Source organism: Hydrogenoanaerobacterium saccharovorans, assembly GCF_016901815.1.
Lineage (GTDB): Bacteria > Bacillota > Clostridia > Oscillospirales > Ruminococcaceae > Avimicrobium > Avimicrobium caecorum.
Map to the genome: position 1 here is coordinate 395,717 of NZ_JACSNR010000001.1, position 20,323 is coordinate 416,039.

Genomic DNA, 20,323 nt, shown 5'->3' on the forward strand with positions numbered 1-20,323 from the left:
CCATACCCGGGACAGGAGCTGTATTGATACCTTTATTTATTGTAGCACGCTTTTTCACCGGGGAAAAGCGCTGCTTCAGTCTGCCAGAGTGGCGGTCTCCGCTGCGGGCGCAGTCCGGCGGGCGCTGACCCGGCTGCCCACAGTCACAACTGCCAGGATGGCCCAGAACACACCGGTCACAGCCAGCGAGAACAGGAAGTTCGCCATGGTGCTGCCCGAGGCGATCACTGCCAGGGTCAGGGGAGTGGTGATCAGGCCGGACAGGGACAGCAGCGAGAAGCCCATGGAGAAGTCGGCCAGAGCGGGGGTCTCATAGTCGGGATCGCAGATCTTCAGGAGCATCATACCGGTGATCATAACGCCGGTGGCAGTACCCCAGGCAATGATGGAACGCTCAAAGGCATAGTCGCCTTTGTAGACGATGTCCCCCAGCTTAAATACGAAGATGTAGGTGAGTACAAAACCGATAGCGCACATTACCAGGATGGGCACAGCATACTCCATAACGGCCTCAACGGGCAGGCTGGCGATGGCGGCAGTAATGGCGAAGTCGGACATGGCACCGGAAATCCGGCTCTTGACCTTGGTATCGATGGCCCAGTCGAGGCCCAGCTTGATGATGAGGTGGTTGACGCCGAACATGATAACCATGGCATAGATCCACACGGGCATGCTGGAGAAGGCGGAGATACCGGTCTTGGCGAGGAGATCCAGCAGGCCATAGGCAGCGCCGCAGACGCCGAGAATGATGGCAAGGTGCAGGGAGATGGTCTCGATGGTGGAGGGCATGAAGGTCTCACGGCCCATGGAGGCGTGACGGCTGGTGTCGGCTACATAGCCCCTGGACATCTCAGCGGGAATATCGCCGGGCTTCTTGAGGACGGCGGTCTTACCCTTGGCAGCGGCGATGTTGATGAAGATGATGCCCAGCAGCATACCGCCGATGATGCCGATGGTGGCAGTGGTAACCGCTACGCCCTGAGCGGTAGCCCAGTAATCCAGGCCCAGGCCCTCAAGGATCTTGCCCACAGCGCCGGCAGTGCCGTGACCGCCGCAGAAGCCCTGGCTCAGCTCATAGCCGAAGGTGCGGTAGAGATCATAGTCACCGGTGCTGCTGAAGAACAGGTTGGTTCCGAAGCCGATGGCGGACTGCATGAAGCTCAGTGCCGCAAACAGGGCGAAAGCCTTGAGCACATTGGGAGCGGTCTTTTTGCCGCTCTCGGCCTTGGGGGAACGGTTCATGAACATTCCCAGGGGAACCGCCGCAAAGATGGGAACGATCAGGGTGCCGGGCAGCAGCGACCAGTCGTTGATGTAGGTCTCAGGTACCCGGAGAATGGCATAATCACCCAGAATCATCGGCCCGAGCAGCAGTCCGATGAAGCCGCCGATCACCGATGCGGGCAGGAAGAGTTTCTGGAACAGTTTGACCTTGGCCCGCAGGAAGGTCCCCAGCAGAAGCAGGCCGCCGATAATGGAAAGGCTGCAGAGCAGCTCGGTAAGAAGCGAAGATGTAAGCATGATAATTTCCTCCAAATAACAAAAAATGGGACTGTGCTTTGCATCGCACAGTCCCTACACAACAGTTTATAGATTTGCTATAAAGCTGCCTTGGGATTCACATGGCGTTTCAAAGACTTGAGCCCGCTGGCCCTCGTCTTTTATCCGCCCCTGCCAATTCCCTTGCAGCAAGGCGTTTTCGCTTAAGCCAGCGCCTTATTCTGATTTCGTTCGGTCCGCTGCTGTCGCTGCGGCTGCTGTTCAGGCAGCACAAACTGGCAGGACTGCTGGCCCTGCTGTCGATTGGCATTATTCCGTACGAAATCAAAAGATCGGTCGCTAAGCATGAGTGAAAACCTCCTTCTGGCTTTTGCTTTTTGGATAGACCGCTGCCGCCTTTTTGCACCGGCGGCTGGTTTATGTTTTATTATACACACTTTGCTTCGCTTTGCAAGACTGAAATTTTCCGCCGCCTTTCGCAAGGTGAACCGCCGCACATTTCACTGTTGTATAAAATTTACAGTTTATTCAAATTATGCGAACGCTCTGTTGTTCACTTTATCGATTCACCATGATGAAATTCCGGCTTCCTTTGTAGATTTAGCTTGTTTGGCTTGGAAATTCACCGGCAAATGCAGTGATTTTTTACAAAATTTACAGAACACCCCTTTTTCCCATCAAAACCGGCCTGAGTGTCTTGCCCGGATTTGTGTTCAGTTAAAGAACAGCTGTGCCCTGTCAGCGCAATTTTCTCTAAAAGAAGCCGCATAAAATTAGACATTTCGGCTATTTACAGTGCCAAAAATGAAATATCCCTTGCAGGAACATTCATGGTGGTATATAATGTTATTCAATCAAACCAAGTAGTGAAAGGAGATCAGTATCATGGGCAAGCAGAATATCAAGGCAAATATTGCCAAGCACAGAGAAGCTCTGGAAAAGATGGCTCTGGACATCTGGGCAAAGCCGGAGGCCGGCTTCCGTGAGTTCAATGCCACCAAGCTGCAGCAGGATTATCTGAAGAATATGGGAGCTAAGATCACTTCACCGGTGGATGTGGTTGAAACTGCTTTCATCGCTGAGTATGGCAGCGGCAAGCCGATCATCGGTATTCTGGGTGAGTTCGATGCTCTGCCCGGTCTGAGCCAGAAGGCCGGCCTGACTGTTCAGGACCCGCTGGAGCCGGGTGCTTATGGTCACGCCTGCGGTCATAACCTGCTGGGTACAGCCGGTGTACTGGCATTCGCCGCTCTGATGGATACCATGAAGGAGGAAAATCTCCCCGGCACCCTGCGCTTCTATGCCTGTCCGGCAGAGGAGAACCTGTCCGGTAAGTCCTATATGGCAAGAGCCGGCGTCTTCAACGACCTGGATTGCTGCCTGACCTACCATCCGGGCAACCAGGACGCAGTCAGCGGCGGCAGCAACAATGCCTATACACTGATGGAATTTTACTTCAAGGGTATCCCCGCTCATGCCGGCGGCGCTCCGTGGCTGGGCCGCAGCGCCCTGGATGCCGTAGAACTGATGAACGTGGGCTGCAACTACCTGCGTGAACACATCATCGACGGCGGCCGGATGCACTATATCATCATCGACGGCGGTATGGCTCCCAACATTGTGCCCGCTACCGCTGCGGTACGGTACTCGGTACGCGCTCCCAAGATGGATCAGATGCAGGATATTGTCCGCCGCCTGATCCTCTGCGCGGAAGGCGCTGCCCACATGACCGAAACCACCATGACCTACTCGGTCAAGAGTGTCATGCACAACATGATGCCCAACTACACCATGAACGAAATTATGTATGAGAACCTCTGCCAGGTAACTCCCACCGAGTTCACCGACGAGGAAAAGAAGTTCATGGACGACATGGTTGCCACCTATGCTCCCGAAGCCATCGCGGCTGCCTGCAAGCAGTACGGATTCAGCCCGGCGGAACTGGAGCATGGCATGCGCATGAAGCCGGTTCTGTACGGCGACAAGAGCCAGTGCGGCGGCGGCAGCACCGATGTGGGCGATGTCAGCTACATCACCCCCACTGCCCAGTTCACCACAGCCTGTGCTCCCATTCCCGTATCGGCTCACACCTGGCAGTCCTGTTCCTGCTATGGTACTTCGGTTGGTACCAAGGGCATGATCCGTGCCGGCGAAGCTATGGCACTCACCGGCTATGACCTGTTCACCGACAAGAAGGATGTCATTGAAAAGGCCAAGGAAGAGCTGAAGGCCGACCTGGATGGCGCCACCTACACCCCCATCCCCGATGACATGATGCCTTACTACGATTGATCCAGTGCTGTGATCCACAGCCAAAAAGCCCGGAAAAATTCCGGGCTTTTTTATATGCTCCGGCGGAGCTGGGGACAATCGCCGGGATTTGACAGCAGACGCGGAAATGCGGTATAATTTACCGCAGAAACTTCACAGGAGGAACATTATGACATCACAGAACATCCGTGTCAAAAACCTGGTGATGGCTGCGCTGTTCACCGCCATCGGAGTTGTGCTGCCCCAGGCTTTCCACATGATCCCCAACGCGGGAAGCATTATTCTGCCCATGCACATTCCCGTTCTCATCTGCGGCATGACTGTGGGTGGTTTTTACGGTGCCATTGCCGGAGCCCTCACTGTTTCCCTTTCCATTCTCATCAATGGAATGCCCCCGCTCTTCCCCACCGGTGTCTGCATGATCGTGGAACTGGCTGTGTATGGCCTGGTATCCGGCGTGGCCTATAAGGCCCTCGGCTGCCGCATGAACCGCAAGCGCACCTATGCAGCTCTGATCATCGCCATGCTGGCTGGCCGTGCCGCCAATGGCCTGGCAATGACTGCCGCTATGGGTATGGCTGGCAAGGCCTATACCCTGCAGGCATTCCTCACTGCCGCATTTGTCACCGCTCTGCCCGGCATCATCATTCAGCTGGTGCTGATCCCGCCGGTTGTGATGGCTCTGGAAAAGACCCATCTCACCGCAAATGCCTGATAAAAATCCCCCGGCTTTCCCGCCGGGGGATTTTTTTGTGCGGAAAACCGCATGTGACAGGTACACTTGTAAAAACGAACACCCTGGACAGGGCAGGCGATGGACAGACTTCCGCTCCCGATTTCTGTATCTTCACATTGTGTTCCTTGCTCTCCTGCCAGTTTTTTGCAAAGAACACATGTGGGCAGGCACACCTGTAAAAACGAACACCCCGGACAGGGCAGGCGGCTGCTCGCCTCACTTCTCTGATTTCCGCATCGCCCTGCGGTCCCGCAGACCGGGAGGATTTTTGCGGGCAGTGTGCGCCAGACAGCCGGATCTGGAGGGCGGCGGTCACTTCCGCCGAGATGGTCTATCACCGGGCAGCTCCCCCTCTGGCAGAGGCGGGGGCATTCTGCTGAAACGGCTTCAGTCCGGCGGGATTTCTGTATAGAAAAAGGACAGGCCCGAAAGCCTGTCCTTTTTTGAATCGATGGGAAAAAGATCGATTAATAGTTGGTTGCGTGGATCTGGAAGAATGCCTTGGGATGTGCACATACAGGGCAAACCTCGGGAGCCTTCTCGCCCTCGTGGATGTAGCCGCAGTTGGAGCACTGCCATACAACCTTCTCGCTCTTGGCAAATACTTCGCCCTTCTCTACATTAGCCAGCAGCTTGAGGTAACGAGCCTCATGCTCCTTCTCGATCAGACCAACCTGCTCGAACAGGAAAGCAATCTTGGTGAAGCCCTCTTCCTTAGCCTCAGCAGCGAACTTGGCATACATGTCGGTCCACTCGTAGTTCTCACCAGCAGCAGCGGCCTTCAGGTTCTCAGCAGTGGTGCCGATGCCCTTCTCCTCAGTAGCCAGCTTGAACCAAATCTTGGCATGCTCCTTCTCGTTGCCGGCAGTCTCTTCGAAGATGGCTGCGATCTGATTGAAGCCCTCAGCTCTTGCCTTGGATGCGAAGTAGGTGTACTTATTGCGAGCCTGGCTCTCACCAGCGAAAGCTTCCCACAGGTTCTTTTCGGTCTTGCTACCCTTGAATTCCATAGTTCAATACCCCTTTTCCAATAATGATAATTATTACTACTAATATATTTACAGTATAGCATCAAGGGCATTTTTTGTCAACAGATTCCCCCAAAATATTTTCATGTTATGGGACAAACGGTTCATTTTATGCTATAATACCCTCAGCACACTGGATTTTCCGGCGGTTCTGTCCGCTGTTCCAACCACTGTTTTTTGTCCCATCTGACAGGAGGAGATTGATTTATGCTCACCCGGCTTCAGCCGTTTTTTGACGAGCATTTTGTGTTCGCTACCCTGACCCAGCTCAAAAAGACCAGCTCTGCCCCCTACAAAAAAGTGCAGATCCGTCCATTCCTGCAGGGCGGGGAGCTCACCTTCCAGCTGACCTATGTCTATGACAAGTAGGTGCTGCATGAAAACCTCTCGGCGCCTGAAGCAGCTGAGGCCGTTGCCGGACTGCTGGAGAACACCTTCTGCCAGTGCATTCTGCACACCACCGAACACGACTACCACATGACCTGTTTCAGCCGGCTGAAGATCAAGACCCAGCCGCCTACCAAGGCCGGAGAACAGAACCTCTCCCACAACAAGCAGAAGGCCTATGCCATTCCCGATGGGGAGCCCTGTGATTTCCTGATCCATCTCGGCGTGATGAATGCCGACGGACATGTACTCAAAGCCCACTATGACAAGTTCCGGCAGATCAACAAATATCTGGAGCTGGTAGCCGGCTGCGTGGACAGCCTGCCCAAGGACCGGCGCATCCACATCGTGGACTTCGGCTGCTGCAAGAGCTATCTCACCTTCGGACTGTATTACTATCTGGTGCGGCAGCTGGGGCTCAATGTCAAGATCATCGGTCTGGACCTCAAGGACGATGTCATCCGCTTCTGTGAACAGGTGGCCCGGGATCTGGGCTATGACGGGCTCTCCTTCCTCACCGGCGACATCCAGAGCTATGTATCCGGCGAGCCCATTGATATGGTGGTCACTCTGCACGCCTGCGACGTGGCAACCGATGCCGCCATTGTTCAGGCCATCGGCTGGGACTGCCGTATCCTGCTCACCGTTCCCTGCTGCCAGCATGAGCTGTTTCCCAAGATCAAGAATGACCGCATGAAGGTGATGCTCAAGCATGGCATCATCAAGGAGCGGTTCTCGGCGCTGCTCACCGACAGCATCCGCGGACAGCTCCTGGAAGCCTGCGGCTATGATGTGAACATCATGGAGTTCATCTCCCTGGAACACACCCCGAAAAATATCCTCATCAAGGCGGTGCGCAACGGTCGTCCGGACCGGCAGAAGTACCAGGAATACCTGGCCTTCGCCAAGGACTGGCAGATCCGCCCCTACCTCGAGGAAGAACTGGCGCGCATCGGACGGATTCCGGAACGACAGGACTGACTTTTATATGGAAGCTCACTGGGACTGTTTCCAGGGAGCTTTTTACTGCAACAAGAATCCCCCTGCCATTTTTCTGGCAGGGGGATTCTGTACATTCAGCGAATTTTACTTGTCGTCCTGAACCCGGATATGCAGTACATCCAGATCCTTCTGATCCACCGGCGACGGGCAGTCGGTCATCAGGTCGCTGGCGTTCTGTACCTTCGGGAAGGCAATGACTTCCTTGATGGAATCCTTGCCCAGCATGAGCATTACCAGACGGTCCAGACCGTAAGCCATACCACCATGCGGCGGTACGCCGTACTTGAAGGCGTTCAGCAGGAAGCCGAACCGCTCCTGGGCCTGCTCATCGGTGAGGCCGATGGCCTCGAACATCTTCTGCTGGATCTCGGGGTCGCTGATCCGGATGGAACCGCCGCCCAGCTCTACGCCATTGAGGACAATATCATAGGCACGGGCATAGGTGTGACCGGGATCGCTCAGCAGCTTGTCCACATCGCTGAGCTTGGGCGAGGTGAAGGGATGGTGCATGGCTACCCAGCGGCCTTCCTCCTCGTCATATTCGAACAGCGGGAAGTCGGTTACCCACAGGAAGTCGAAGGTGCCTTCCTCATAGAGGTGCAGCATCTTAGCCAGATGGTTGCGCAGAGCGCCCAGGCTGTCGAATACCACCTTGTTCTTGTCTGCCACGATGAGCAGCACGTCGCCTTCCTCGGCGCCCATACGCTCATGGATGGCCTTGACCTCGTCCTCGGTGAGGAACTTCTCGAAGGAGGAGGATACACCGTCAGCGGTGAACCGGGTGAAGGCCAGACCCTTGGCACGGTAGGTCTTGACGAAGTCGGTGAGCTTGTCGATCTCCTTACGGGTCAGAGTGGCGGCAGCGCCCTTGACATTAATACCGCGGACGCTGTAACCCTCGGCAGTGGCGCCGGCAAATACCTTGAATTCGGTGTTCTTCAGAAGGTCGGTGAGGTCGCACAGCTCCAGGCCGAACCGGGTATCCGGCTTGTCCACACCGTAACGGCTCATTGCCTCATCGTAAGGCATCCGGCGGAAGGGAGTCTGTACCTCCACACCCAGTACCTCATGGAATACCTTCTTGATGAAGCCTTCGTTCATGGTCATAACATCTTCTTCGTCCACAAAGGACATCTCGATGTCGATCTGGGTGAATTCCGGCTGACGGTCGGCCCGGAGGTCCTCATCACGGAAGCAGCGGGCAACCTGCATATAGCGGTCATAGCCCGAGAGCATCAGCAGCTGCTTGTAGAGCTGGGGCGACTGGGGCAGAGCATAGAACTCGCCGGGGTGTACACGGGAGGGCACCAGATAGTCACGGGCGCCTTCGGGGGTGGACTTGATGAGCACCGGGGTTTCGATCTCCACAAAATCGTTCTTATCGAAGTAGTCACGGGCGATCTTGACGATGCGGTGACGGGCCATCAGAGCCTGCTGCATGGGGCTGCGGCGCAGGTCCAGATAGCGGTACTTGAGGCGCAGTTCCTCCTTGACATTGGTGTTGTCCACGATCTCGAAAGGCGGGGTCTCGCTCTTTGCCAGTACCCGCAGATCGGTCACTTCGATCTCCACCTCACCGGTCTTGATCTCCTTGTTCACCGATTCACGGCGGCGCAGAACACCCTTCGCCATGAGGACATATTCGCCCCGGACACCGGCTGCCTTCTCAAAGATGGCACGGTCGGTCTTGTCGCCGAAGGCCAGCTGAACCACACCGCTGCGGTCCCGCAGGTCAATAAAGATCAGATTTCCCAGGTTGCGTGCCCGCTGTACCCAACCGGACACTACCACTTCACTGCCAATGACGGCCTCAGTCACTTCCCCGCAGTAATGGGTACGCTTGAGACCCTGCATTGTATCTGCCATGTTGTTTCACTCCTCTTATCTTCTCCGATGGGGACTTGCCCCGCCGGCAGTCATGCAAACTTTATTCCTGGCCCAGGACGCCGGAGAGCTCCTCCAGGCCGAACTGGGCATCGGCGATCTCGCCGTACAGACGGCTGGCTTCCTTTTCCATCAGCACATCCGCCAGACGGTCAAAGGCAACCTCCTGCTCCTCGCCGGAATCCATATCCTTCAGCCGTGCCTTGCCAGCCTCCAGCTCGCTGTCGCCGATCACTATGGTGTACCGGGCGCCGATCTTGTTGGCATACTTGAGCTGTGCCTTGAGGCTGCGGTTCATCAGGTCAGTTTCGGCATAGAAGCCATCGGTGCGCAGATCTGCCGCCATGGCGCTGCACCGCACCGAAGCCTTGGCTCCCAGCGGGATCAGGGCGATGTCGCACCGGGGCTCTTCCGGCATGGGAGCGCCGCAGGCCTCCATCACCAGCTTGAGCCGCTCCAGACCGATGGCGAAGCCTACGGCCGGCTGCTTCTGACCGCCCATGAGCTCTACCAGGCCGTCATACCGTCCGCCGCCGCACACAGTGCCCTGGGCACCGATGGTCTCGGTCTTGAACTCGAACACGGTCTTGGTGTAGTAGTCCAGGCCCCGGACGATGGTGGGATCTACCTCAAAGGCAATGCCCATGGCCCGCAGACGCTCCTGGAGCTCCTCAAAGTGCTCCCGGCACTCGTCGCAGAGGTAGTCCAGGACGATGGGGGCATGTTCAGCCAGCTCGTGACAGTGCTCCTCCTTGCAGTCCAGGATACGCAGGGGATTGCGCTCCAGACGGTCCTGACAGGTGGGGCACAGCTCATCATAGTGGGCGGAGTAGTAGTCCTTCAGCGCCTGCTGGAACTTGGGACGGCAGTTGGGACAGCCGATGGAGTTGATGAACAGACGGATCTCAGTCACTCCCAGGGTATCCAGTGCCTCCTGTACCAGGCCGATGACTTCCGCATCGGCAGCCGAGCTCTGGGCGCCCAGCAGCTCCACGCCGAACTGATGGAATTCCCGGTAGCGTCCGGCCTGTGCCTTCTCATACCGGAAACAGGGGGTGATGTAGCTGAGCTTCAGCGGCAGGGCTTCTGCCAGCAGGCCCCGTTCCAGAGCCGCACGCACTGCGCCAGCGGTGCCCTCGGGCTTCAGGGTGATGGAGCGTCCCTTCTTATCCTCAAAGGTATACATTTCCTTCTGGACCACATCGGTGGTATCGCCTACCGAGCGGACAAACAGTTCGGTATGCTCAAAGGTGGGGGTGCGGATCTCGCCGAAGCCATGCAGACCGGCGATGCGCATCAGTGTATCTTCGATATACCGCATCCGGGCGCTCTGGTCCGGGGTGAAATCCTGTGTGCCCCGGGGCGCCTTGGTAATCAGTGCCATAGTATTTCCGACTTCCCTTCCTCTTTGGTTTGATCATAGGTTTGATATGAAAAAACTCCGTCCCCTGGCTTCCCGGTTGGTTCCGGAAAACGCAAGGGACGGAGAAAATTCCGTGGTGCCACCCTTGTTGAACCGGCTGTATGGACACAGTTCCGGTTCCACTCGAGAAATTCCCTTAACGCGGGAAGGATTCGGGCCGGTTTCGTCCCTGGGACGCACCAGCCGGCTGATCGGGTGTCCTTCCTCCCGGGTCAGATCGCAGACCGCTTTCAGCCGCGGCGGTCCTTCTCTGGTGCGGAGCCCGGGGATACTGCTCCCGTTTTAACGCCTTTATGGTATTATATCAGATTCTGCCGTGCCTGTGTAGGGCCCTCAGCGGAGATTTTCCGCTGAGGAAGCTCATCTGCTGGGGTTGACAATGTCACGCCAGTCCAGGTCACCACGCTCCAGCGCATGGATCAGAGCTTCGGCTGTGGCGATGTTGGTTGCCACGGGAATATTGTGGACATCGCACAGACGCAGCAGATCCGCACCATTCTTTTCAGCGGGACGGGGTGTAATGGGGTCCCGGAAGAAAAGCAGCAGGTCGATCTCATTGCAGGCAATCCGGGAAGCGATCTGCTGATCGCCGCCATGGGTGCCGCTCAGGAACCGGAAGATCTCCAGGCCAGTGGCCTCAGACACCATCTTGCCGGTGGTACCGGTGGCGCAGAGGTTGTGATGAGAAAGAATGCCGCTGTACGCAATACAGAACTGTACCATCAGTTCTTTTTTGGAATCATGAGCCATCAGGGCAATATTCATCTTCTCTCAGCCTCCTGTCAAATACTTCACCCGAAACAGTACAAATACATTTTTGCCGTTTCAGGGGATTTTTTCTCACAATTCATTTTATCATAGAAAAATGCAATGCACAATAGATTTTTCCAAATAAAAGACAAATCCGGCGCTTTTTCCAAGGGAAAATCCGCCGGACTGTCCAAAAGCAACGAAACCTTCTGAATCCCCGTTTTATGGGATCATTCAGCCGGTTCCGGTTTTCTGCATACAGAAAAACACGAAAAAGCTGTTTGATATTTTACAACCTTTTTCCTGGTCTGTCAATCTTTTTCTGTCACGGGAGCAGAGTGCCCGACTGCTGGGGCTCCTGGGCTGTGACATCCGAAGAGAAGTAGGCATCCAGAATATCCCGGGCCACCGGGGCGCCGGTATAACCATGCCAGCCCTGTTCGATCACCACGCTGATGGCGATCTGCGGGTCATCTGCCGGTGCGAAGCAGATAAAGGTGGAGTTGGGCAGGTCAGCCGTTTCCGGGGTACCGGTCTTGGAGGCCACATCCACCGGATAGCTGCCGAAGTAGGAAGCAGCGGTACCGGTCCGGGACGCTGCCACCATGCCCTCAAAGATGGGATCAAACAGCGACGGGTCCACTGTGGACTCCTGCAGCACTTCGGTTTCGTGCTCATACAGGGTATCGGACATGCTGTAATCCTTGATGCTCTTGAGAATGGTCACCCGGTTCTGGGTGCCCCGGTTGGCAATGTTCATGCAGTACACTGCCAGCTGCAGAGGGGTGTACTTGTTGAAGCGCTGTCCGATGGAGGACTGGAGCACATCACCATAGTACCAGTTCTCTCCCGCAGCCTCAGCGGCCTCGGGCGAGGAAATGGTGCCGGGGTTGGTCCACAGCTCGAAGCCGTTGTCCACGCCCAGGCCCAGCATCTTGGCAGACTCCACAATGGCGTCGATGCCCACCCGGCGTCCGGTATCATAGAAGAAGATGTTGCAGGAGTACTTGAGGGCGTCCATGACGGTGATGTCGCCATGATAGCCCAGACAGGTGGGAGTAAACGCCTGGGAACCATAGACCGAGGTGTAATAGGTATACACATGGCTGCAGTTCACAATGCTTTCGGAGGTGATCTCCCCGCTCATCAGGCCAGCCAGTGCCACCACCGGCTTGAAGATGGAGCCGGGGGTGTAGGTATCCAGCAGCGCCCGGTTGCGCAGGGGCTTGTCCGGGTCGGCATTGAGTTCGGCATAGTCCTCCGAGAGGGTGTTGGGGTCATAGCTGGGATAGCTTGCCAGCACCAGCACCTCGCCGGTCTTGACATCGATGGCACAGACCGCACCCGCATTGGCTTCCTTACCCTGTCCGGCCGGAGCGGTTTCATTGAGGTAGTGGATCTGGTCCTCCAGCGACTGCTCGGCGATCTTCTGCAGACGGCTGTCCAGGGTGAGCATGACGGTATTGCCCGCCTGGGGCTCCACCGAAATGGTGGAATCGGTCACTTCGCCGTTCTCATTGACATAGACCAGCCGTTCACCATCCTCACCGCTCAGCTCCTCTTCATAGAGCTTCTCCAGCCCGTCCTGACCGATGATGTCGTCCAGCTCATATTCGATGCCGTTCTCCTCGAACTCCTGGATGTTCGCCTCGGTGATCGGTCCCACATGTCCGAGGATATGGGCTGCCATGCTGCCGCCCGGATAGCTCCGGGCCGAGCCCTGCTCCACCGATACGCCCGGCGAGGCAATGCTGCGCTCCGAGATGATGGTGGCAGTGCGGGTGGAGATGTCCTCAGCGAAGGTATAGGGGCTGGAAAGGCTGAAGCCCTTGCGCTCCATGGTATACAGCACGCCAGCCAGCCGGCGCTGTTCCTGCTGGGTATAGATGCGTTCCGGGTCCACCAGCTCGCCGTCTTCATTCTTCACCTGGGCATTGTCCAGGCCGAAGCGCTCCAGCAGCCAGTGCATGACCTCCTCGGCATCGGCATAGTCGTTGACCCCGGCGAACTTCTTGAGCGCCGCAATCTCCGAATCGGTGCCGTCAAAGGTATAGGGCTGGGTATCCGAAACCGGCAGTTCATCGATCCACTCCTCCCCGCTCTGCTCCAGCAGCTGCATCAGCGAGAGAATGATCTCATTCTGGGTCTCGGCGGGCAGGAAGGCCTTGTCCAGTACAATATTCATGCTCACCCGGTTGGTGACAATGGGATTGCCGTACCGGTCGGTGATCTCACCCCGGGCCGCTTCCACGGTCTGGGTCTTGATGGTGCCCTTGTAGATCTGGCTTTCGTATTCATCGCCCTGGATCAGCTGCATCTGCAGCATCCGTCCGATGAAAAATACCAGCACCAGTCCAAAGGCCAGTACCAGGATATTATCCCGTTTTTTCAGAAATGCAGGCATAGGGTCTCCTCTCTCAGATCTCCTCGGTGCGGCGGCTGAAATAGTCGAACAGCTTCCGCTCCCCGAAGTAGAACAGCGGCATCACAAGGCAGGTATACAGCACCCGCGGTGTGAGCTGGAACAGCAGTACCTGCCAGTTGCCCGCAAAGCCATACAGCAGGTAATAAAAGATGTATTCGATCAGCGCCATGCCTCCGGTATACACCAGGCAGCAGAGCACTGCCGTTTTCCGGTCATTTTTCATCAGGTAGATGAGTGCCAGGCCCACCGCTGCCCCGTACAGGAACAGGGTGAGGGTATAGAACCCATAAAAAGTATTGGCGCCCATATCACAGAGCATGCCGCCCAGCGCCCCATACAGCGCCCCGGTGAACTCCCCCTCCTGCATGGCGATGGCAATCACCGCCGGGATCACCAGAAAGGGCTTGACGCCGAAGATCTGCAGAAAGCCCGGAGTGGTCTGCAGCACATAGCAGAAGATCAGCCCGAAGCAGTAGATCAGATGTTTGCCGGCAATCAGTGCCCGTTTGCGTCCCATGGGTCTTTCCTTTCCCCGGCCCAGCCGGAATTATTCAAAAACCTGTTCCCCCTGGCCTTCAAAGGAGGTGATCACCAGGACATCCTTGACCGTTTCAATATCGCTGAGCGGGTCGATGACCGCATACATGCTCATGCCGCTGGAATCGGTATGGATCTCGGTGACCTCGCCGATGGCAAGATCCTTGGGGTACAGTCCGCCGTAACCGGTGGTATAGATAAGGTCGCCCTGGCTGACCGTACAGTCCTTGGGCAGCATGTTGAGCCGGAGCTGTCCGTTCCGGGCCAGAGTAATATCGCCCGAGGTGGTGCCGATGTCCCGGGTACGGATGTCATAGGCGCCCACTTCGATGGTGGTATCCAGAATGGTGAGCACCTTGGCGTAATTCTTGCCCACTTCGCTCACCAGTCCCACCAGGCCATCCGATGTGATGACCGGGTCGAACTTCTCAATGCCCGCCTCACTGCCGGCATCGATGGTAAAGGAGTAGAACCGCTCGGCGGTGTCCCGTCCGATGACCGAAGCGCTGGCAAAGCTGAAATCGCTGTGCTCCTCCTTGATCTCCAGATACTCCCGGAGCTGTTCATTTTCCCGGCGGTACCGTTCCAGGTCTGCCACCTGCTGGGTAAGGGTACGCACCTTCTCTTCCAGCTGGGCATTTTCCTCCTCGATCTCGCCGGCCTGGAACAGATGCCGGTACAGTCCGCCCACACTTTCGGAAACGCCCGAAGCTGCCGACTGCAGCGGTGTGGTGACCACCGAGAGCAGCTGGGAGGTGAGCGGAGTCAGGCCGCCGGACATGGTTGCCCGCAGCATGAACGCGCACAGCACGACAAATACTGCCGCCAGGATCTTGAATTTTGTACTCTGGAAGAAATCCTTCACCCTTGGGGCCCTCCTGTGAATTGCGGGAATTTCCGACCAAATATGGAAATCCCCCTGATAAAACAAAACACTACTTCGTCAACCGCAAAATAGTGTTTTGGTCCTGATTCGAATGTGTCAAAAACGCCGCTTACAGCGAGCTGTCGTCATTGTCCAGCACTTCCCGGAGCTCGTCCAGGTTCTCCAGTACCATACCGGTACCCAGTGCCACACAGTCCAGCGGATTCTCAGCCACCCGCACCGAAATGCCGGTTTCCCGCTCCACCAGCTTGTCCAGACCCCGGAGCAGCGCGCCGCCGCCGGTGAGGACAATGCCGTTGTCGATAATATCAGCCGAAAGCTCCGGAGGAGTCTTTTCCAGGGTGCCCTTGATGGCATCGATGACCGAAGCCAGCGGATCAGCCAGTGCTTCCCGGATCTCCTCGGGATAGATTTCGATATTCTTGGGCAGACCGTCTGCCAGGTTGCGGCCCTTGATGGTGATGGGCTGCTCGTCCTCATAGGGATAGGCAGAACCGATCTTGATCTTGATCTCCTCAGCGGTGCGTTCACCGATGAGCAGGTAATACTTCTTCTTGATGTACTGGATGATGAAGTCGTCGAACTTATCGCCGCCGACCCGCACCGAACGGGCCGATACAATACCGCCCAGCGAGATGACAGCCACTTCACTGGTACCGCCGCCGATATCCACTACCATGCTGCCCTGGGCCTCGGCAACCGGCAGACCGGCACCGATAGCCGCAGCCATGGGCTCCTCAATGATGGCAACCTTCCGGGCACCGGCCTTGATGGTGGCCTCCCGGACCGCACGGCGCTCCACAGCGGTAACACCCGACGGAATGCAGACTACCACATTGGGACGGGAGAAGAAGGAGCTGTTGGTGACCTTCTTGATGAAGATCTGCAGCATGTTGGCAGTGATGTCGAAGTCAGCGATGACGCCGTCCTTGAGCGGGCGCACTGCCACAATGGAACCGGGAGTACGGCCGATGACATCCTTGGCCTCCTGGCCCACATAACGGACGGTATCAGTACGGGTATCCACCGCCACTACCGACGGTTCCCGCAGAATGATGCCCTGACCGCGCATGAATACCAGGGTATTGGCAGTACCCAGGTCAATACCTATATCTTTTCCGAACGAAAAAATCGGACGCATTTTCAGTTTTTCCCCTTTCAAATTCCAAGACCTCTCACAAAAAGCCGTCCGGACCCGGAGGGTCGGACCGGCTGAAGCATTTTTTCAAGTTCCGAACCTATTATACAATTAAACACCCATGATAACAACCGGAAATCCAAGGTTCGAAAAAAATTTACATTCTTCCGGGAAAATCCCCGTAAAAATCCGCTCTCTGCGCCATTTTCCACCGGCTGATCCGGTCCGGGGACGCCTCTGTGCGGCTCCGGTGCGGGTGCGGATTTCACACTGAAGAGCGCTGCCCCGGATGCCCCCGGGAAACACCGCCAGCCAGGATGCCCCGCCCGCTCAAAACAGGCAGAGCATGCGGCACAGGCTTCCCCAGAAATGCCTTAAATCGCACAGAGTTCAGGGCTCAGAGAATCAGGCCTCCTCTAAGATGCCTAAATCGCACAAGGCCCGGTAGAGCATCTGCACCGGCAGGCCCATCACCGTGTAGTAATCCCCCCGGATGCCGGTGATGTACCGGCAGGCATAGCCCTGGATGCCATAGGCCCCCGCCTTGTCCATGGGTTCGCCGGTGGACACATACCACTCGATCTCCCGGTCGGTCATGGGGGCGAAGTGCACCTCAGCCGTGCTCACCAGCGAACGACTGCCCGTCGGCGAGAGGATCTGCACCGCGGTGTGGACCCGGTGCTCCCGTCCGGACAGGCGCCGCAGCATGGAAACGGCCTCCTCCCGGCTGTGGGGCTTGCCGAGGATCTCCCCGTCCAGCTCCACCACCGTATCCGAACCGATGACCGCCGCCTCCGGGAACCGGGACGCCACTTCGGACGCCTTCTTCTCCGCCAGGCGGGCCACCATCTGTTCCGGCGAGAGGGTTTCAGTGACATGTTCATCCGCGCCGGATACCTCCACCCGGAAATCCGGGCAGATCAGTCCCAGCAGTTCCTTCCGGCGGGGCGAACCCGATGCCAGTATGATCTCCATATCCGTTCCCTCCTCAGATCTTTTTCAGTGCCCAGCGATAGCCGAACAGCGACAGGATAATGCAGCCGATCTGGGCAATGGAAAGCCCCATCTCCAGGCCAAAGGCCACCCGTACCACCGCCAGATCCAGATAGGCGGGATTGGCAGTGGGAATGCCGATGGTCTCACTGTAAGCCAGCCAGGAGAGCATGGGCACTCCGGCTGCCGCCGACGCGATGAGCGAACCCACCATGGCACCAGCCAGGATAAAGAAAAGCAGCAGGATATTTTTCTTCATGATCTGTATCTACACCTCGATTTTATGTCAAAACATACGGTCAGTTCCGACCGCTGGAACCAAAGCCCTTTTCCCCTCGTTCCGAACTGCCCAGATCATCGGTGAGGGTCAGTTCCGGGGTCAGCACCGGCACCACCAGCATCTGGGCGATGCGCTCGCCGGGCTGGACGGTATAGGGTTCGCTGCCCTGGTTGCGCAGCGGCACCTTGATCTCCCCCCGGTAATCCCAGTCGATGACGCCCACCGCGTTGGCGGGCACAATGCCATGCCTGGCGCCCAGGCCGCTCCGCCCGAATACCAGACCGGCTGTCTGGGGCGGCAGGGCCACACCGATGCCGGTGGGCAGCAGCTTCGACTCCCCGGGCTGGATCACCTCCGGCTGGGACAGGTCAGCACTCAGGTCATAGCCGGCACTGCCCTCGGTGGCCCGGCGGGGCAGAGCCGCAGTTTCAGTAAATCGCTTGATGAGCATGGACTTCCTCCTTCGATCCATAAAAAAGCCCATCCGTCCCGGAGCGGTTCCCCCGGGGACGGACGGACCTGACTGTCAATTTGATTCTGTCCGGACTTACAGCACGGTCCGGTAATAGAGCCCACGGGTCTTTTCCGACGGCGCTCCGGGCATGGGTCTGCCCTCGGCATAGCTCTGCACCACCGCTTCGCACTGGGCAGCCGATTCCCGGGTAAACCACAGGGTCAGGAAGGAGAGCCCTTCCAGCTCGCCAAGGCGGTCCGCCAGCCAGAGCGGCACGCTGTTGTAAAGCTCGCTCACCTGCCGGGGGTGACCGTCATGCCGTCCGCAGTCCACAGTGAAGCGGACCCCCTTGCGGTCGGTGAGGCTCTCATAGCCCCGGCACTTGCCGCAGCCGATGGCTGCCTTGATGGGACAGTTGCGCAGTGCCATCAGCGGCAGATAGCCATAGGCCAGGATTCCCTGGGGCAGGAAGCCGCCCAGGCTCCGGGCCCGGGTCACCGGCAGTTCAAAGCTCAGTTCGGTATCAGTAAGGCCCAGCGCCGCGTATTCCTGCACCGCCGCCGAATTGGTGATGTTGAGGCTGTAACCGCCCACCGGCGAAAGTCCGGCATTCCGGGCCATATCAATGGCGCCCAGGTTGCCGCACCAGGCCCGGGTCACACCCAGTTCCCTTGCCTGACGGAGCACTTCCAGCACCGCGTCGGTGCCCTCAAAGAGCAGCCGGGGAATCTCCACGATGAGCTGTTCCGGCTTTGCCTTGCCCGATGCGACTGCCTCCGCAATGTCCTCATAGGGCAGGATCAGATCCGGGCACCGGGCAGCGATCTCCGGCGTGAGCTGGGAAAGCCGCAGCCGGGCCCGCAGGGTGGGGATCTTCCGGTCCCGGGTGCGGGGGAAGGCCCGCTGTGCCCGGTCGGTGAAGGCATGGGACTGCACATCGCTCCGGGCAGCGGTGAGCTGCTCCAGGGCCTCCCGGCGCAGGGCATTGAGCTCCGAAGCCGGAATCATCAGCCCATCGTCCAGATCGCAGTCCATTTCGTCCGCATAGAAGGGGGTGCCGCCGGTCTTGCCCAGATTCTGGGCTGCCCGCTCGGGTGTGGTGGGCTTGTTGATAGCTGCCTGGGGCACACTGCCCTCCACAGTGAAGGTGTGTCCGTCCCGGTCGGATACGGTCAGACGGGTGGGCTGTGCCGCACGGGCCTCCAGACGCATGGACACCGGCACCAGCGGATTTTCCCGGTCATAGAGCCGTGCCAGTTCGCCCAGCACGCCCGCCGCCGAGGTGACATCCTCCTTCTGGCGGTAGCCGAACATCTCCCGGTCGATGCGTCCGTCAAAGTAGCCCTTGGTGAAGCCGCTCCGGGAAAAGACGCTGCGCAGGGTTTCAAAGTCCACCGGACGGTCCTCGCAGGCAGTGCGGATGGCACTTACCGCCGCCGCCACATATTCCGGACGCTTCATGCGGCCTTCGATCTTCAGCGAGGCCACGCCCATTTCGGTGAGCTCGGCGATGCGGTCCGCCAGAGACAGATCCTTCAGGGAGAGCGCATAGGGTTTGCCGCCCTCGGCCTGGAAGGGCAGACGGCAGGGCTGGGCACAGAGTCCCCGGTTGCCGCTGCGTCCGCCGATCATCGAACTGAGATAGCACTGCCCCGACACCGACATACAGAGCGCGCCATGGACAAACACCTCCACTTCCAGCGGGGTGTTTTCACAGATATGGCGGATCTCGGCGGCGGTGAGCTCCCGGGCCAGCACCACCCGGGAAAAGCCCAGCTCCTCACAGAGCCGTGCGCCCTCGAGGTTGTGGATGCTCATCTGGGTGGAAGCATGCACCGGCAGGGTGGGAGCGCACTCCCGCACCATCCGGGCCACTGCCAGATCCTGGGTGAGCACCGCGTCCACACCGGCTTCGGCAGCGGTGCGGATGGTCTCCACCGCCTCATCGATCTCGTCCTCAAACATGACGATGTTGATGGTCTGGTAGACCTTTACGCCCCGCAGATGACAGTATTCCACTGCCCGGCGGAGTTCCTCGGCGTCAAAATTGCCGGCATTGCGGCGGGCATTCATACCCTTGCCGCCCAGATAGACCGCATTGGCGCCGCACTGTACCGCAGCGATCAGCGAATCAAAGCTCCCGGCAGGTGCCAGGATCTCCGGATGCTTCATTCTCTTCTCTCCTTACAGCTTGGTCTGACCGTCCTCGGAACCGCCCAGCATTTCCAGACGGCGCTTCAGACGCTCATTTTCCCGCTTGGTTTCGTCCAGCTCGATCCGGGCCAGAGTGGCATCTTCCAGATAATCGGTGAGCTGGGTACGCATATTGTCAGCGCTTTCCTCGCTCTTTTTATAGGCATTGGCATAGTTGAGACAGCACAGCACCAGTGCATCGTTGAGGCTCACCCGGTCATTGCCGTCCATCAGCTGACGCACCTGGGCATCGATCTCCCGTCCCAGGGACAGCACCCGTTCTTCCCCTTCCGGGGTGGCGATTACATAACGGGACCCGGCGATTTCAATTCGTACCTTGTTGACCATAATCTTCTCCTCCACATACGAGATGCAAAGCCGTTTTTTGCCGGAAAACGACTGTCAGCTCAAAATCTGCTCTCCTTATTATATACTA

The 20,323-nt window shown here is 57.7% G+C and carries 20 protein-coding genes; 6 read left to right on the forward strand and 14 right to left on the reverse strand.

Annotated elements, in window-relative coordinates; genetic code table 11:
- Nucleotides 1–75: 75 nt before the first annotated feature.
- Nucleotides 76–1,521 (reverse strand): sodium/glutamate symporter, encoded by a 1,446-nt coding sequence (locus H9X81_RS01940; protein WP_204719405.1) that lies wholly within the window; start codon nucleotides 1,519–1,521, stop codon nucleotides 76–78.
- A gap of 101 nt (nucleotides 1,522–1,622) precedes the next feature.
- On the opposite strand from H9X81_RS01940, the gene H9X81_RS01945 reads away from it, so the two are divergent.
- The 4 genes from H9X81_RS01945 (at nucleotide 1,623) to H9X81_RS01960 (ending at nucleotide 4,486) form a co-directional block, all read left to right on the forward strand.
- Nucleotides 1,623–1,853 carry a hypothetical protein gene (locus H9X81_RS01945; protein ID WP_204719407.1) on the forward strand — a complete coding sequence of 77 codons (231 nt, stop codon included), beginning with the start codon at nucleotides 1,623–1,625 and terminating at the stop codon, nucleotides 1,851–1,853.
- Nucleotides 1,846–2,271 (forward strand): hypothetical protein, encoded by a 426-nt coding sequence (locus H9X81_RS01950; protein WP_204719409.1) that lies wholly within the window; start codon nucleotides 1,846–1,848, stop codon nucleotides 2,269–2,271. Before H9X81_RS01945 ends, H9X81_RS01950 begins: the two co-directional genes overlap by 8 nt.
- Nucleotides 2,272–2,385: 114 nt before the next feature.
- On the forward strand, nucleotides 2,386–3,792 hold the full coding sequence (locus H9X81_RS01955; protein WP_177502401.1) for an amidohydrolase: 1,407 nt from the start codon (nucleotides 2,386–2,388) through the stop codon (nucleotides 3,790–3,792).
- 148 nt (nucleotides 3,793–3,940) lie between these two features.
- Nucleotides 3,941–4,486, forward strand: coding sequence for an ECF transporter S component (locus H9X81_RS01960; RefSeq protein WP_177502400.1), 546 nt, complete (start codon nucleotides 3,941–3,943; stop codon nucleotides 4,484–4,486).
- Nucleotides 4,487–4,974: 488 nt separating this feature from the next.
- Here the strand turns inward: H9X81_RS01960 and rbr are convergent, their stop codons facing one another.
- Nucleotides 4,975–5,517, reverse strand: coding sequence for a rubrerythrin (rbr, locus tag H9X81_RS01965; RefSeq protein WP_177502399.1), 543 nt, complete (start codon nucleotides 5,515–5,517; stop codon nucleotides 4,975–4,977).
- 225 nt (nucleotides 5,518–5,742) lie between these two features.
- Between rbr and H9X81_RS01970 the strand changes: the two genes are divergently transcribed.
- Together H9X81_RS01970 and H9X81_RS01975 are read left to right on the forward strand one after the other, a co-directional pair.
- Nucleotides 5,743–5,904 (forward strand): hypothetical protein, encoded by a 162-nt coding sequence (locus tag H9X81_RS01970; protein ID WP_204719411.1) that lies wholly within the window; start codon nucleotides 5,743–5,745, stop codon nucleotides 5,902–5,904.
- On the forward strand, nucleotides 5,905–6,903 hold the full coding sequence (locus H9X81_RS01975; RefSeq protein ID WP_204719413.1) for a methyltransferase: 999 nt from the start codon (nucleotides 5,905–5,907) through the stop codon (nucleotides 6,901–6,903).
- Between the two features lie 105 nt (nucleotides 6,904–7,008).
- Here the strand turns inward: H9X81_RS01975 and aspS are convergent, their stop codons facing one another.
- The 12 genes from aspS to H9X81_RS02035 all read right to left on the reverse strand — a co-directional run bounded on the left by aspS (nucleotide 7,009) and on the right by H9X81_RS02035 (nucleotide 20,250).
- A complete protein-coding gene (gene aspS / locus H9X81_RS01980) occupies nucleotides 7,009–8,790 on the reverse strand; it encodes an aspartate--tRNA ligase (RefSeq protein ID WP_204719415.1) in 1,782 nt (593 codons plus the stop codon).
- Between the two features lie 61 nt (nucleotides 8,791–8,851).
- Nucleotides 8,852–10,192 carry a histidine--tRNA ligase gene (hisS, locus tag H9X81_RS01985; protein WP_204719417.1) on the reverse strand — a complete coding sequence of 447 codons (1,341 nt, stop codon included), beginning with the start codon at nucleotides 10,190–10,192 and terminating at the stop codon, nucleotides 8,852–8,854.
- 399 nt (nucleotides 10,193–10,591) lie between these two features.
- Complete coding sequence (locus H9X81_RS01990) at nucleotides 10,592–10,996, reverse strand: methylglyoxal synthase (RefSeq protein ID WP_177502395.1); 405 nt, start codon at nucleotides 10,994–10,996, stop codon at nucleotides 10,592–10,594.
- A 310-nt stretch (nucleotides 10,997–11,306) separates the two neighbouring features.
- The gene (locus H9X81_RS01995) at nucleotides 11,307–13,385 is read right to left on the reverse strand and encodes a penicillin-binding transpeptidase domain-containing protein (protein ID WP_204719419.1); all 2,079 of its coding nucleotides are present in this window, start codon (nucleotides 13,383–13,385) and stop codon (nucleotides 11,307–11,309) included.
- A 13-nt stretch (nucleotides 13,386–13,398) separates the two neighbouring features.
- On the reverse strand, nucleotides 13,399–13,923 hold the full coding sequence (mreD, locus tag H9X81_RS02000) for a rod shape-determining protein MreD (protein WP_177502393.1): 525 nt from the start codon (nucleotides 13,921–13,923) through the stop codon (nucleotides 13,399–13,401).
- A gap of 30 nt (nucleotides 13,924–13,953) precedes the next feature.
- Nucleotides 13,954–14,808 carry a rod shape-determining protein MreC gene (gene mreC / locus H9X81_RS02005; RefSeq protein WP_204719421.1) on the reverse strand — a complete coding sequence of 285 codons (855 nt, stop codon included), beginning with the start codon at nucleotides 14,806–14,808 and terminating at the stop codon, nucleotides 13,954–13,956.
- Nucleotides 14,809–14,938: 130 nt separating this feature from the next.
- Entirely contained in the window at nucleotides 14,939–15,970 is a 1,032-nt protein-coding gene (locus tag H9X81_RS02010) for a rod shape-determining protein (protein ID WP_191392970.1), read from the reverse strand.
- 402 nt (nucleotides 15,971–16,372) lie between these two features.
- Nucleotides 16,373–16,942, reverse strand: coding sequence for a Maf family protein (locus tag H9X81_RS02015; protein WP_204719423.1), 570 nt, complete (start codon nucleotides 16,940–16,942; stop codon nucleotides 16,373–16,375).
- A 13-nt stretch (nucleotides 16,943–16,955) separates the two neighbouring features.
- Nucleotides 16,956–17,219, reverse strand: a complete 264-nt coding sequence (locus tag H9X81_RS02020; protein ID WP_177504358.1) for a DUF4321 domain-containing protein — start codon at nucleotides 17,217–17,219, stop codon at nucleotides 16,956–16,958.
- A 40-nt stretch (nucleotides 17,220–17,259) separates the two neighbouring features.
- Complete coding sequence (gene dut / locus H9X81_RS02025) at nucleotides 17,260–17,691, reverse strand: dUTP diphosphatase (protein WP_204719425.1); 432 nt, start codon at nucleotides 17,689–17,691, stop codon at nucleotides 17,260–17,262.
- A gap of 96 nt (nucleotides 17,692–17,787) precedes the next feature.
- Nucleotides 17,788–19,866, reverse strand: coding sequence for a U32 family peptidase (locus H9X81_RS02030; protein WP_204719427.1), 2,079 nt, complete (start codon nucleotides 19,864–19,866; stop codon nucleotides 17,788–17,790).
- 12 nt (nucleotides 19,867–19,878) lie between these two features.
- On the reverse strand, nucleotides 19,879–20,250 hold the full coding sequence (locus H9X81_RS02035) for a cell division protein ZapA (RefSeq protein ID WP_204719429.1): 372 nt from the start codon (nucleotides 20,248–20,250) through the stop codon (nucleotides 19,879–19,881).
- Between the last annotated feature and the right edge of the window lie 73 nt (nucleotides 20,251–20,323).